The organism is Novosphingobium indicum (assembly GCF_014645195.1).
Taxonomy (GTDB): domain Bacteria; phylum Pseudomonadota; class Alphaproteobacteria; order Sphingomonadales; family Sphingomonadaceae; genus Novosphingobium; species Novosphingobium indicum.
In genome coordinates this window covers 238,175-251,897 of record NZ_BMLK01000005.1, presented here as the reverse complement: position 1 = coordinate 251,897, position 13,723 = coordinate 238,175, and the positions used below count along the sequence as shown (strand labels likewise).

14 protein-coding genes are annotated in these 13,723 nt (G+C 62.9%); 10 read left to right on the top strand and 4 right to left on the bottom strand.

Annotation, left to right across the window (positions count from 1 at the left end):
• The first annotated feature begins 333 nt into the window (after positions 1–333).
• On the top strand, positions 334–2,379 hold the full coding sequence (locus IEX64_RS07165) for a TonB-dependent receptor (RefSeq protein WP_188818955.1): 2,046 nt from the start codon (positions 334–336) through the stop codon (positions 2,377–2,379).
• A gap of 388 nt (positions 2,380–2,767) precedes the next feature.
• On the top strand, positions 2,768–3,640 hold the full coding sequence (locus IEX64_RS07160) for a lytic transglycosylase domain-containing protein (RefSeq protein ID WP_229710131.1): 873 nt from the start codon (positions 2,768–2,770) through the stop codon (positions 3,638–3,640).
• A 34-nt stretch (positions 3,641–3,674) separates the two neighbouring features.
• On the opposite strand, the gene IEX64_RS07155 is transcribed toward IEX64_RS07160, so the two are convergent.
• Both IEX64_RS07155 and IEX64_RS07150 read right to left on the bottom strand, forming a co-directional pair.
• Entirely contained in the window at positions 3,675–4,181 is a 507-nt protein-coding gene (locus tag IEX64_RS07155; protein WP_229710130.1) for a hypothetical protein, read from the bottom strand.
• 105 nt (positions 4,182–4,286) lie between these two features.
• Positions 4,287–4,655 carry a hypothetical protein gene (locus IEX64_RS07150; protein WP_188818954.1) on the bottom strand — a complete coding sequence of 123 codons (369 nt, stop codon included), beginning with the start codon at positions 4,653–4,655 and terminating at the stop codon, positions 4,287–4,289.
• 338 nt (positions 4,656–4,993) lie between these two features.
• Here IEX64_RS07150 and IEX64_RS07145 point away from each other — a divergent pair, with 338 nt between their 5' ends.
• From IEX64_RS07145 to traC, 8 genes are all read left to right on the top strand, one after another.
• The gene (locus IEX64_RS07145; protein WP_188818953.1) at positions 4,994–5,308 is read left to right on the top strand and encodes a hypothetical protein; all 315 of its coding nucleotides are present in this window, start codon (positions 4,994–4,996) and stop codon (positions 5,306–5,308) included.
• A gap of 72 nt (positions 5,309–5,380) precedes the next feature.
• Complete coding sequence (gene traL, locus IEX64_RS07140) at positions 5,381–5,665, top strand: type IV conjugative transfer system protein TraL (RefSeq protein WP_007016042.1); 285 nt, start codon at positions 5,381–5,383, stop codon at positions 5,663–5,665.
• A gap of 1 nt (position 5,666) precedes the next feature.
• On the top strand, positions 5,667–6,239 hold the full coding sequence (locus IEX64_RS07135) for a type IV conjugative transfer system protein TraE (protein WP_098105855.1): 573 nt from the start codon (positions 5,667–5,669) through the stop codon (positions 6,237–6,239).
• On the top strand, positions 6,236–7,045 hold the full coding sequence (locus IEX64_RS07130) for a type-F conjugative transfer system secretin TraK (protein ID WP_188818952.1): 810 nt from the start codon (positions 6,236–6,238) through the stop codon (positions 7,043–7,045). Before IEX64_RS07135 ends, IEX64_RS07130 begins: the two co-directional genes overlap by 4 nt.
• Entirely contained in the window at positions 7,045–8,403 is a 1,359-nt protein-coding gene (locus tag IEX64_RS07125; protein ID WP_188818951.1) for a TraB/VirB10 family protein, read from the top strand. Before IEX64_RS07130 ends, IEX64_RS07125 begins: the two co-directional genes overlap by 1 nt.
• An 11-nt stretch (positions 8,404–8,414) precedes the next feature.
• Entirely contained in the window at positions 8,415–9,275 is an 861-nt protein-coding gene (locus IEX64_RS07120; protein ID WP_229710129.1) for a DsbC family protein, read from the top strand.
• Positions 9,272–10,447, top strand: a complete 1,176-nt coding sequence (locus IEX64_RS07115) for a hypothetical protein (RefSeq protein ID WP_229710128.1) — start codon at positions 9,272–9,274, stop codon at positions 10,445–10,447. Before IEX64_RS07120 ends, IEX64_RS07115 begins: the two co-directional genes overlap by 4 nt.
• A gap of 5 nt (positions 10,448–10,452) precedes the next feature.
• Positions 10,453–13,074, top strand: a complete 2,622-nt coding sequence (gene traC / locus IEX64_RS07110) for a type IV secretion system protein TraC (protein ID WP_188818949.1) — start codon at positions 10,453–10,455, stop codon at positions 13,072–13,074.
• Positions 13,075–13,157: 83 nt separating this feature from the next.
• Here the strand turns inward: traC and IEX64_RS07105 are convergent, their stop codons facing one another.
• Both IEX64_RS07105 and IEX64_RS07100 read right to left on the bottom strand, forming a co-directional pair.
• Positions 13,158–13,481: a type II toxin-antitoxin system PemK/MazF family toxin gene (locus IEX64_RS07105; protein ID WP_188818948.1), complete on the bottom strand. Its 324-nt coding sequence runs from the start codon at positions 13,479–13,481 to the stop codon at positions 13,158–13,160.
• Positions 13,478–13,711 carry an antitoxin MazE family protein gene (locus IEX64_RS07100; RefSeq protein ID WP_229710127.1) on the bottom strand — a complete coding sequence of 78 codons (234 nt, stop codon included), beginning with the start codon at positions 13,709–13,711 and terminating at the stop codon, positions 13,478–13,480. Before IEX64_RS07100 ends, IEX64_RS07105 begins: the two co-directional genes overlap by 4 nt.
• Positions 13,712–13,723 lie beyond the last annotated feature (12 nt).

Below are 13,723 nucleotides of genomic sequence, written 5' to 3'. Positions count from 1 at the left end.
ACGGTGAATCACAAACCCTCGTCAGCGTGAATCCCTCGATTCACAAATCCTGTGCATTGCTCTAGTCGGGATAACGCAGGAACCAGTCTCACTTGCCGATCTTGAGGATACGCAGGAATCCGTGATCACTGAGATGATTGCCCACATTCCCGATCTGCACCGGCAATTCCTGATTGCTTCAAGCAAGGCAAGCCGGTTCCGGACTGCGGCACAGCTCCTGTTGTTCGCAAAAGCAGGAAAACTCCATAATGCTATTGCAGGCCATTCGCAATAGCATTAAGAGGTTGCGGATCAATCACGCACCAACAGGGGGATTCCTTGAGAAACTTGCTAATGATTTCGGCCGCGACGCTGGCCTTGCCCGGGACCGCACTCGCTAGTGAGGCGGGCGGCGAAAGCGGCAATACAATCCTCGTCATTGGCAAGTCCGACGGCTATCTCACCATTGACTCGGCTACGGCAACCAAGACCGATACGCCGCTTATCGACGTACCCCAAACGATCAATGCCGTAACTCGCGAACAGATCGAGGACCAGGCACATCGAAGTCTTGCGGATGTCCTTCGCTACGTCCCGGGCGTCACCATCGGCCAGGGCGAAGGCCATCGTGACCAAATCACGTTGCGCGGGCAGAACACCACCGCCGACTTCTTCCTCGATGGCGTGCGCGACGACGTCCAGTACTTCCGGAACCTCTACAACATCGAGCGCGTCGAGGTCCTGAAAGGCCCTTATGCCCTCATCTTCGGTCGGGGCGGCGGCGGCGGCATTGTCAATCGTGTCCAGAAGACACCCTCTACCGACCGCTTCTTCATGGGCGGCGAGGCCAGCATCAACACGTTTGGCGCATGGGAAGTCGCTGCCGACGTGAACACGCCCATTGCCGAAGGCGCGGCATTCCGCCTGAACGCCTTCTACGAGAAACTGAACAACCACCGCGATTTCTTCGACGGCGAACGCTACGCGGTGAACCCCTACATCGCGTTCGAATTGGCCCCAGGCTGGAAGGCGGGGATTTCCTATGAGTACGTTTACGATGATCGCGTTACCGATCGCGGCATCCCGTCTCTGAACGGCGAGCCTCTGCCCGGTCATCGCGACACTTTCTTTGGTGTGCCCGACGTGAACCGCACGGGTCTTGAGGCCCATATCGTTAAGGCCCGTCTGGACGGTGAACTGGCCGAAGGCCTAAACTGGTCAACAACGCTGCTCTACGGCGACTACGACAAGTACTATACCAACGTTTACGCCAATGGCGCGGCGACCGGAATAAACGGCACCGTAGCACTCTCAGGGTATACCGATCCGACCACACGGCAGAATTTTCTTGCGCAAAGCAATCTGGTCGCGGCCGTTGACTTCGGCGGGCTTGCCAACAAGATATTGCTTGGCGTTGAATACGGCGACCAGGGTTCGACCAACCAGCGTCGCAATGCGGCACTCTCCAACGGCACGCTCGACCTTTCCAACATCGTCTACCCGACGGTGACGTTCCCGGCCATCAGCCGCAACCGCACTTCGGACGTCGAGTTCTTCTCCGCCTACGCACAGGACCAGATCAGCTTTGGGGCGCACGTCGATCTTGTAGTTGGACTTCGTTACGACCGGTTTGAGATCAAGGGTATCGACATTCAGGACGGCAACCGTCCTTTCGGCCGAACAGACGAGAGATGGTCGCCGCGCATCGGCCTGATCCTGAAGCCGCAGGAGAATGTCTCGATCTACGGCAGCTACAGCCAGTCGTTCCTTCCACGCTCGGGCGACCAGTTCCTTACGCTCTCGACGAGCGACGAGGATCTCGCCCCCGAGAAGTTTACCAATTACGAGGTCGGCGCCAAGTGGGACATCCGGCCAGATCTCAATGTCACTCTCGCCCTGTTCCAGCTCGACCGAACCAACGCCACAACGCCGAATCCGGCCAACCCGGCAACCAGCATCGTTGCCGGCAAGACCCGGACGCGCGGTACGGAACTCGCCGTCACCGGGCAGGTGCTTCCCGGTTGGCAAATAAGCGGCGGCTATACCTATCAGGACGCCAAGCTACGCGGCAACGAGTTCGTGCGCCTTGGTCAGGTGCCAAAGCACCAGTTTGCCTTGTGGAATCGGTATGACTTTAATCCATCAGTCGGATTCGGGCTCGGCGTCATTCACCAGTCCAGCCAGTTCGCGGCCAACCGCACTTCCGCGACAACCACACGGCTGCCTGGGATCACGCGGGTCGACGCGGCATTCTTCTACACGATGAACGATACGGTGGAGTTCCAGGTCAATGTCGAGAACGTACTCGACGAAACCTACTTCGCGGACGCGCACAACAACAATAACATCACGCCTGGCGCGCCGATCAATGCGCGCTTCACCGCTCGCATGCGTTTCTAGGCTGCGCGCTCGCCCTCCACCGGGGATGGCGTCCAACGTCGTCCTCTATGGGGGGCCTTTGCTTTGTTATCGGCTTGTACCAGTGACACCAGCTTCATGCCTACAATGGAGCGGTATCTTCTCTGCTGCCAATCCCGATGAGCCGAAGACAATTCGAGTCGTTGCTCAGCCATGCGAATGTCCGGACAACCAGAGCCAGATACGCAGCCTTGAATGTTCGGTTGCTTTTGCGCCGAAGCAATAACATCAGGGTTTGCTCGCCATCTGGCCCGCGCGGCATAGCTGCAAGGGCGAGGAGCGTATGAAAGTGACTTTCCCGCGCCGTTGACACGAACGATTCGATTTGGTTGATGGCGTACGCGCAATCCCTCGGGAAAGCACGCGCCACATGGTGCGTGAAATGAAATTCTTGAAGCTTGTGACAATCGCAATCCTGCTTGCTGGCGGGGCGATGCCATCCGCAGCGCGTGAAGTCGATCTGCTGCAATTTGGCCATAATCTCTCGATCGAAGAGACATCCGCATCACCAACCAGTGATACCAAAGCCCTTGAAGCCATTTCTGGCAGGTTGCGGGAATACTTCGAAGGCCGTCCGGAAGGACATGCCAATGCCCCTCCCGCGCCATTGCGGTCAGCCTACGACATTTCGGCATCGCAGATCGCTGGATCAGGCCGGGCCCGCTGGGGTCTCCAAACAATCGGTCCCGCCTGCAAAGACGCGTCATATTCCCCAACCTGGTGGCTCCCACGCTCAGTCGAGGCCCGCCGCGCCGCGTACTTCAGCGCGATTGTCAATATCGCCTGCGAGAATGGCGTCCCGGCACGGTTGCTCGATGCGGTGATCGCCCGGGAATCCGGCTACAATTCACTAGCGATCAGCAGTGCTGGCGCTATGGGTATCATGCAGATCATGCCGGGGACTGCGCGAGCACTCGGCCTGTCACGCCCTTACGACCCTATCGCCAACATGCGGGCCGGGGCGCGATATCTGCGCCAGCAACTTGACCGCTTTGGCCGGGTTGATCTGGCGCTCGCTGCCTACAACGCCGGACCAGAACGGCGAACGCTTCAACAGGGTACTGTTCCCCGCATTCCGGAAACCCTTAACTACGTGCGCGCGATCATGACGGACTTGGCCCGTCTTGCAGAGCTTGACCGTCCAGGCTCAATTTCAGTTGATCGCGCACAGGCGGCAATGTCTGCCGTCAACGCTTCCACCTATCGTACCGTAGAGTTTATGGGCTACACCGGATCAAGGTAAAGCCCACCGATGAGGCCGCGAACTCGTTTTTCCTTCAGTCCTGCAGCGAGCGATCAGCCTCGAGTACGCGTTCCTGATGCGCAAGCAGCATCTCGTATGCGCGGCCGAGAGCCTCGTGTATGAGCTGCGGGCGGATTGCAACATGGAGTTCGCCGCGCCGGCAAGAGACGACCTCGCAATAGAACCCCTTCATGGCTTCGCAAACAAGAAGGATGGCCGGATCGTCATAGGCCGTAAAATCATGGAGAAGCGCGACACAAAACTTGGCCCGGACGTAATCGATGCCAAGCGCCTCAAACAGACGGTCTCGCAGGTCGTCGACTAGGGCTGCGCCCTGGCGCAAGACTTTGTGAAGCCGTGAGCGGCCAACACCGAGTCGATCGGCAAGATGGGCGAGCGGCAGCGCCTGTTTCGCGGCTTGATCCGTGATCAGCAGCCTGTATTGATCCTGCTCGGTCAACCGCGGCGCTGGTGGCGCAAACGAGAAGGCGGAATCGTCAGCCGTCTGGGCCTTCGGCTTGAAGGCCGTTTCCGGCGTCAAGGTTCGGTGCGGCATTGAGAGACCCTCCCGCACCAATCGCTCTATGGGATACCATAAGATGTCAAGAGCGTGAAACGCTGAATTTTGCGAACTATTGGGTCCAATTCAGAATTGATTATTTGTGCGTGCAAGCCAGACCACGAATGCAATCACGACCCTGTCGTGCATGACCTTGCCACAGGTATCCGCGATTTTATGGCGGATCCAATCATAATCTTCGATCCAGTCGGGTTTGACTTCGAGCCAGATCGAGATCTGTCCATCGAGTGGATAACGAGAGAGGAACCTCTCGACATCCTCGCGCGCAAACGTAAGGCTTTTCGCGCGTTCACAGGCGTGCTGGACTGTCGAACGCAAGCTCCGGAACCGGCTTGTGGTCTTGGAAAATTCGCACATGGCATCGGCCAGGAGCGCGAAGCACTCCCGGCTCACGGTTATGCGTATGTTGCGCGTCCCGCCGGCCACCGACTGCATTCGCGTGCGCCTCCATGCCGACGCAATTATGAGCCAGAATCGTTAATTTCCCGAGTCGCTGCACTCTGATGGCGATTCGCGAGCCGCAATTTCCAACCTGGAAACCGCTATTTCCTTGACAGGAATACCTATTTCCCATTTCTGGAGACGGCGGCCCCCGACCCGGCACAGGTAATTCCGATCCCGGAAATCCCAACCTTTCAACCTTTCCCGATTCGGCAATTCTATCGCGGTGCACACGCGATGCGCTGCAACTGCCGATTGCCGCGCGAGTTCCATCGCTGTCCTTTTGACCCGGCCGGCAACAACGCGGCTGACGCAGCAGGAAGGACGAGACGATGCAATTGATGATCAAGGGGAAGGGAAGGGCGCTCGCGCAAGGCGCAGCAGCTGTCGCGACCGCGGCGCTGGTGGGAAGCAGCGCGGCCTTTGCCGGCGCGGACGCCACGTTCAACACGGCGCTCACCGCGTTCACCGGTTTCCTCGAAGGCTCGGGCGGCAAGATCATCACCGTGCTCAGCCTCGCCGGCGGCATCGTCGGGCTCGCCTCGGGACGCTTCAGCCTAGGCCAGGTCGCGATCCCCGTCGGCGTAGGCGTCGGCGCGGGCACGGGCGTGCCGATCGTCACCGCCGCGGTCACCGCGACGATCTGAACCATTCACCGTTTCCGGCCAGGGGTTCTCGCATGGTCCCGCGCCGGAACAGCCAAGAGGGTGGCGGCGGCAATGAACCGGTACACGGTCCCAGCACATCTCGATGACCCGGAGTTGATCGGCTTCTGGACGCTCGACGAGTTCATCGCGATGATCGTGCCCTTCGCCTGGGGCGTCCTGTCTCAACATATTCTGATTGGGCTCTTTGCAAGCGTGCTGGCCTGGTGGGGATTGCGCAAGTTGAAGGCAGGCCGCGCGGTCTCGTGGATCATCCATACCGCCTACTGGTACCTGCCGGGCTCCTTCATGGGCCTCAAGGCGACGCCACCCTCGCACCTTCGCGTGATGGCAGGCTGATATGGACCTTTCGATCTCGCACAACCAGGCACAGCGCCTGCTCCGTCAGCGCAATCACCTCGCGATCGGCTGCGCGCTGCTGTTCGGCATCTGCGTACTGCTGACGCTGACCGCGGCAAGCCGCGATAAGGAAGTGGTGCTGCAGCCGGTGCTCGCCAAACCGCTAACCCTGTCCTCGAGCCATGTCGACAAGGATTATCTCGAGCTCGTCACCCGCGATGCGGCGCTGTTGACGCTCAACCGCTCGCCGTCGAACCTGCAATACTGGATGGATTCGATCCTCGAGATCACCGATCCCAGAACTCACGGCCGCATGAAGGCCGAGCTGATGAAGATCATGAGCGAGCAGAACGGCTCGAACGTCTCGCAGTATTTCACGATCGAAAAGCTGAGCGTCGACCCCCAGGAACTGACCAGCGAAGTCAACGGCATCCTGCACACTGTCGTCGGCTCGAAGGAAGTGACAGCCGAGGCGCGCACCTTTCGCTTCGTCTGGTCCTACTCGGGGGTGAGCCTGAAACTCGCCGGGTTCGGACAAGTAACGGATAAGGACAAGAACGGAGGCGAGGCATGATCGCCCCGATCTCGTGGAACCTCGCCTGGGGCCTGGTGGGTGCCGGCACGGCCCTCGCCAGCAGGCCGCTCGCCTTCGTTGGACGACCTATGGGCGGCGTGCTCATCGCGATTGGCCTTGCCGGGCTCGCGAGCCCCGCGCTTGCCGACCAGAACGTGCTCACCGCTGACAACGGCACGGTGCAGTGCGTGGCCTCGGCGAAGGACCTGACCCGCATCAGTCTGGCCGGCGACCAGTTCGCCTCGGTCTCGAAGATCTCGACCGGTAATCCGGCCGAAGACTTCAAGATCGTCAACGAGCCGGTGCGCGGCGACATCTACATCTCGGTGCCCGACGGTTTCCCGCGCGCCGCCATCTCATTCTTCGGCACGACCCGCAAGGGCTATGTCTACAAATTCGTCTGCCAGGTGCGTGGGCAGGAAGCCGAGCAGGTGTTCGTCGCCAACGAGGCGATCGCCAGCGATCGCGCCCGCGACTGGGAACTGCGCACCTCGCCCGAGGATGCAGCGGTACGGCTTGCGCAGGCGATGTACCGGGGCGAGCCTATCGAAGGCTATGACATGCGCGCCTCGGTGCTCGAGCCGGTGCGGATTGGCCCGCTCGAAGTGCAGCAGGTCGGCGAATGGCGCGGTGCGGAATTGAAGGGCCTCGTCCTCAAGGTGCGCAACACCGGGCGCGCGACCCAGGACCTCGATGAGACCGTGCTCGCCGCGCGCGGCAGCCTCGCCTTCATGACCCCGGTGAGCGCCATCGGACCCGGCGAGGAAACCGCCGTCTACCTCATCCAGTCGAGCGGAGGACGCTGATGGACCTGCGAAGCCTCTTCCAGAAAAAGCCCAAGGCGCTCGACGTCCCTGATGACGACGATACCGCCCCGCTGGGCGATGCCATGGCGGCAAATGATGCCGCGCGGCGCAAGCAAATGCTGCTGCTCGGCGGGGCGGGGGCAGCGGCGCTCATCGTCGGCTCGCTCTACATCTTCGATGACGGTCCGGGCAAGGGCGAGGCCGAACTTACCGAAGCGGTCGCAGGCATCTCGGTCGACGAGATGGTCAACAAGAATATGGCCGAGAAGGAATGGCGCGCGCAGTCCGAAGCGCAGATGATGTCGATGGATACCAACATGCGCGCGCTGGCAGCGCGCGCCGAACGCGCCGACCAACTCGAAGCCCAACTGGCGCGCGAGCAGGGCGCAAGCGTTTCGCCCGAGACCGAACGCGTCCTCTCAGCCTACCAGGCGGAGAACGAACAGCTGCGCGCAGCGCTCGCCGCCGCGCGCCAGTCGCCGGTCATGCCTGCTGGCGGACCCAACGAGCTCTACGGGCGAACCAGTCCACCGGGATATCAGGTGGCGGGCTCGCCCCGCAGCGGTGCCAATGGCACGACACCCGCGGGAGAAGCGGCCGCAGCGGCGGCGGGCCTGCCAGGACGCGGCAGCGAAGTGAGCATGATCTCGTTCGGCGAGGGAAGCCCGAGCGGCAACGGATCGCCGGTACCCAAGGGCAACACGATCTATACCGACAGCGCCAATTACCTGCCGCCCAATTCGATCGCTCTGGCGCGGGTGATCGTCGGCGTCGACGCCAATGCCGGCGTCCAGAGCCAGGCCGATCCGTTGCCGGTGGTGCTGCGCATCACGGGGCCTGCGCGGTCGGTCTATGACAACGGGCGCCTGCTCACGACCAATATCTCGGGCTGTCTCGTCAACGGGGCTGCGCGCGGCGACCTTTCTTCCGAGAAAGTCTACGTCAAGCTCCAGCGCATGACCTGCCCGCAGCCGAACGGACGCTACGCGGTATCCGAGGTCAAGGGGTTCATCGCTTTTGGCGGCAAGACCGGAGTCCGTGGTCGGGTGGTAAGCCGCGAAGGCGCGCTGGTCGGCCAGGCCTTCCTGGCAGGACTTGCCGGGGGGTTCGGGCGCGGATTTTCGGCGAACACAAGTTCGATCCTCACCGGCACCAATGTGACGGTCGACGGCAAGCGCCAGCGGCTCGGCACTGGTGAGATACTCGAAGGGGGCTTGGGAGAAGGCGTCGCCACTTCCGCCGATATGGTCTCCAAATATTTGATCGAGCGGGCCGAACAATACCAGCCCGTAATCGAAATGCCGACCGGAATCGATGTCGAGATCGTCTTCCTCGAAGGCGTGTTCATCAACGGATGAGGAGGGATACGATGCAATGGAAACGCCTTGGCTGGGCCCTGTCGGCAATCGCGCTCGGGAGCGGCGCCTCGCTGGTTTGGGCCAATGCCGGCGAGGGCAGGGGAGCGCAGTCTTCCGATGCCGATGCGACGGTTGCCGACTTGCTCAAGGCGCGTTTGCCGCGAACGCAGGTCTCGAAGATTGATTGCCAGGTGGTCGATGGAATTTGCGAAGTGACCGCTGGCTCGCAGCTCTTCTACGTCGACAGGAGCGCACGCTACCTCCTGATCGGGCGGGTCTACGACATGGAGACGCGCCAGGACCTGACTGCGGTGCGCCTGCTCGAAATCAATCCTGACCTCCTGGTCGGCGGCGCGGCAGGAAGCCGGCGCGAAGCCGAGGAAGTCGAAGCGCCAAGGCGTGGGGTCAGCACGGCTGCCGCAGCCAGATCGGCTGCGACCGGCAGCCCCCGGACGATGTCGCTTGCCGCACTGCCCGAGGCCGGCGGCATCGTCTGGGGCAATCCTTCGGGCAAGACAGTCACGGTCTTCAGCGATTTTCGCTGTGGCTACTGCCGCGCGCTGGCGAGCGAACTCGAGGCGATGAATGTGCGCGTCATCGAGCGGCCAATCTCGCTGCTTGGCAGCCGCGATCTTGCCAACCAGGTGTTCTGCGCGCGCAACCGGCGCAAGGCGATCAAAGCCGCCTATGCCGGTGCACCGATTACCGACACCCGCGCTTGTGACACCTCGCCGCTCGATGCCAACGAGCGCTTCGCGCGCGAGCAGGGGATTGCCGGGACGCCAGTCATCGTGCGCTCGGACGGCGCGGTCATCGAAGGCTACCGCCCGCGCGCCTTCCTCGAGACCTGGCTCAAGGGAGCGGCCTCGTGAACTTGCTGACGAATAGGGAGCTGGCAGGCCTGCGCCGGGCGGTCCTGCGCCGTTCGAAAGCGCAGGTGCGGATACCCGTGCGCAATACCGGCCGCAAGGAGGCCATCGCCATGTGGCGCGATATGGCGGCCGCGTTCTCGCCGGGCAGGGGCAGGGTACTCACCGCGCAAGAATGCGCGCAACTGCGCCGACGCGCGTGGCGGCGCTCGCATGGACATATTGTCCTGTCAGAATTGCAGTTGACGCTCGACCAGGGGCTCGCCTTGTGGAGCCTCGCTTGCCGCCTCGGCGAACTTGCCACTTGCGAACCGCGCTCGAGGCTTGCCCACGCGGCGCGCATCGCTGCTGTCGGACTGGCCGCGACGCAGCTGGCCGCCTGCACGGCCTTTCTCGGTAGCAATGTGAAGGGCAGCTTCTCGTGCAGCGCGCCGGGCGGTACTTGCGCGCCATCGACGGTGATCGACGACCAGGCGCTCAGCCTCATTCAGAACGCGCGGCCGCTTTCACCCGAAACACGGTTTCCGGCAGGGCCGACTTTCGAGCGGCGACCCCGACATTCCAGCGTCAGGTCCTCTGCCGCCACGCACGAGGGCCGGGGAAGGCTGGCGGCGGTGCGGCCTGACCTGGTCCATCGCGAGCGGCGCGTCCTGAAGGTCGTGTTTCCCTCCTATGTCGATGGCGCGGGCAATTTTCACGAACCGCGCGTCGTGCACACGGTCGCCGACGAAGGCGGGTGGATGCAGCTTTCAGGGGCTGCACCAACATCGGCGCTCGCGGCACCGGGTTCCGGCCCGTCCATTCCCGAAATGCCGGCGGCAATGTCAGCCGGGCCTCACGACCCGGCGCCAACGGTGAGCGCGCTTGCTCCTGCCGGTCCGCCCGATCCGCGCGTGGTTGCTGCTGCCCGGGCAAGAAGCAATGCCGCGCGTACAGCCAACCCGATCGATGCGATCAAGACCGAAGTCGACGCGCGCCTTGGCCAGACCGCCAAAGCGCCCGGCGGACTTCCGGTGGCGCGCGAACCCGCCGTATCGCCTATGGGCGCGCAGCCGACTAGCAGCAGCGCACCCCAGACGGAATCGGGCCCTGCAAGTCCTGCGCAGCCTTCGGTGCCTGGCGAGCAGACGGCGACCAACCCGCCCGCATCCTTTCCCCCCGTCGAGGAGGATTAAGAGCCATGGCGCGGCGCGGATTCTGGGAAAGCTTTCTCGACCTCGTCTTCGGCGAAAGCGCCCGGCCCGAGGCCGAGCGCCCGCTGCTCGGCGCGCCAATGCTGTCGAACTGGCTTCCCTACCGCAGCTACGATGCCAAGGCGCGGATGTTCATCAACACGGAATCGATCGGGTTCATCCTCGAACTCGCGCCGATGATGGGCGCCGACGAGCGCAGCGGCGAGATCCTGACGCAATTCCTGTCCGACGCCGTACCCTCAGGCTGCGAAATCCAGCTGATCCACTGGCAAAGCCCCTCGGTGGGCGAGCGCATCGCCGACTGGGTCATGCCGCGTATTGTCGCCAAGGGCGTCTATGGCCGCGCCGCCGAGCACCGCGCGCGCTGGCTGCGGCGCGGGGTCTGGATGTCGATCTCGCGCGACGCGCCTTTCTACCTGCGTTCGCACCGCGTGATCCTTTCGGTCGGTGCCTCGCTCAGATCGTCGACCGGCGCCGACGTACTTTCGACCGTGCGCGAAAGCCTCATGGGTACCTTGCAGGCGCTCTCGATACCCGCACGCGAAATGGGTCCGGTCGAGCTTATCGCCTTTCTTGACGATTTCCTCTGCCCATCGGTCGATAATGCCGACCGGCCCGAACACTATTCCGAGCTCGATCCGATTAACGTCCAGTGCATCCGCCGCGACCTGGAGACCCGGGTCAGCCCTGAGCGGATCGTGCTGCGCACCGAACGCTTCCGTCCGACCGGCGAAAAGCTCGATGGCGTGCCCGTCATCGGCGAAGTCATGCCCGACGCCTTCGACTGGCGCTTCTTTGGGGTGCGACACCTGCCAAAACAATGGGCGCCCTGGGACGTGCAGAAGATCATCGGCGACATGGTCAACGACAAGCTGCGCTTTGGCTGCAACGTCATGACCGTGCTCGCGCTGGCCTTCCAGGACGAGGAAGCCGTCGCCTCCCGCACAGGCCTCAAGGTCATGCGCACGACCAGCCTTGCCGACAGTCGTTCAGCGCGCTTCCTGCCCCAGCTTTCCGACCAGCGCGATGAATGGCAGTATGTGCAATCCGAGATCCGCCAGGGGCGAAAGCTTGCGCAGGTCTATTACGGCGTCGGCGCGCTTTCCCCGCTCGGAAAGGGCGATGTCAACGAACGGCTTGTGAAGTCGGTCTACAAGGCCGCCGGGTGGGACCTCATCGACGAGCGCTACCTCCAGGTTATGGGGCTGCTTGCCGCCATGCCGCTATCCCTGCCCAACGGGCTTTCCGCCGATCTCAAACGCATGAAGCGCTTTCGCACGATGCTGACGACAACGGCTGCGGCCATCGCACCGGTACAGGGCGAGCCGCTCGGCGGGGCGATCCCGCATGTCCTCTTGGTCGGACGGCGCGGGCAACCCTTCTTCTGGTCGCCGTTCCAGAACCAGGCGGGCAATCACAATGTCGCGGTCTTCGGCAAGTCGGGTTCGGGCAAATCGGTGTTCCTCCAGGATGTCTGCGCCGCGATGTCTGGCGCGGGCGCCAAGGTCATCGTCATCGACGACGGACGTTCGTTCGAACACATGGCCAAGGCCTTCGGCGGCGCGTTCGTCGAGTTCCGCTTGTCTGCCGGCTTCTCGCTCAACCCCTTCGACATGATCGACGCTGCGGCGCTCACCGACGATGCGGACGGCGAGGATTACGAGGTCGAATGCCTTGCGATGCTCAAGGCCATCGTCGGGCAAATGGCGCGCCAGCAGGACAGGCTCTCAGACACCGAACGCGGGCTCATCGATTCGGCGGTCAGCGCAGTCTGGCGCGAACACCAGCGCGATGGGACCATCGACCACGTCGCTGCCGCGCTGCGCGCCTTGCCATCGCCATTTGCCGGTGATCTCGCCGATGCCATGGCGCCGTTCCTTACAGGGGGCACTTATGGGCGCTTCTTTGCCGGCGCCTGTTCGATCGATCTTTCCGCCGGGCTCACCGTGTTCGAGCTCTCGGACCTTTCGTCCAAGCCCGAACTGCGTTCGGTGGCGCTCACCGCGCTCATGTTCCTGACGCTCCGGGTCATGCGCGATCTCGACCGCTCGGTGCCCAAGCTCACCATGATCGACGAGGCCTGGCAGCTGCTGGGCGGCGGGCAGATGGGCCAGGCGATCGAGACCTATGCGCGCACCTGCCGCAAGTATGGCGGCGCGCTCGTCACCGCGACCCAATCGCTGAACGACTTCTACAAGTCCGAAGGCTCGCTGGCCGCGCTGGAAAACTCCGACTGGTCGGTGGTGCTCCAGCAGAAGGAAGAGACGATCAACGATCTCGCGCGCCACCAGCGCTTCGAGATGGACCGCTATACCGAAACGCTGCTGCGCTCGCTGAAGCGCAACGGCACCGAATATTCCGACGTGCTCATCAAGGGACCGGAGACGCTGTGCGTCGGCCGCCTCGTGCTCGATCCCTATTCGGCAACGCTTTATTCCTCGAGCCCGCGCGTTTTCTCGGCGATCGAGGAGCTGGTCAAGGGCGGCATGGCGCTACCCGACGCGATCGAGCGCGTCGCCTTTCCCGATTTTGTGCCGCCCCAACCCGGTGCGCCCGACTTTCATGAGGGCGAGGTGGGGGACGAGATTCAGCAGGAGGCGGCAGAATGATGCGCCGATCCGCCCTTCGCCTAACGCGCTTGCCCTTCGACGTGAGGTCCGAATTACAGCGCCTTGCCGGTGGTGCCCGTTGCTCAACCGCCGCCGAGAAAGACGAACAGGCAACGCCAGACGCGCAGCAGATCCTCCGCGCTCAGACTTCCGAACACCAGGCCAAGACGCTCGCGCCTGACCGTCATCGCCTTGTCGATCATGACCTGCGATTCTTTGCGCAGGCCATTATCCGCGTCGGGCAATATCGAAATCCTGAGCAACGGGGCGTCGATGAGGCTCCCCGTCACCAGCAGGACAGTTACCGTCTCGAGTTCGCTGAATGCGTCGGACTGAATCACGAGGGCCGGTCGAGGCTTGCCGAAATCACCCTGGAGCGCAACCGTCACCAGGTCGCCGCGCTTCATGCGGCGTCCTTGCCAATGCCGTCGTCCATGTCGTCGAGCGCCGCGTCAAGGAACGCTCCGAGCTCGTCGTCCGCGTGGTCCGCCCTGGCGACCCGGGTAGCCTGGCGGCGGCACTCGACCGCGAACCCGGGCGCGCGCGTGTCAGGCACCCAGATCTGCACCGGCCGAAAACCGGCTGCGCGCAAGTTGGCGCGGCGCTTTGTCACGCGTGTATGGGAAGCTGCTGCCACTGGCGATCTCCT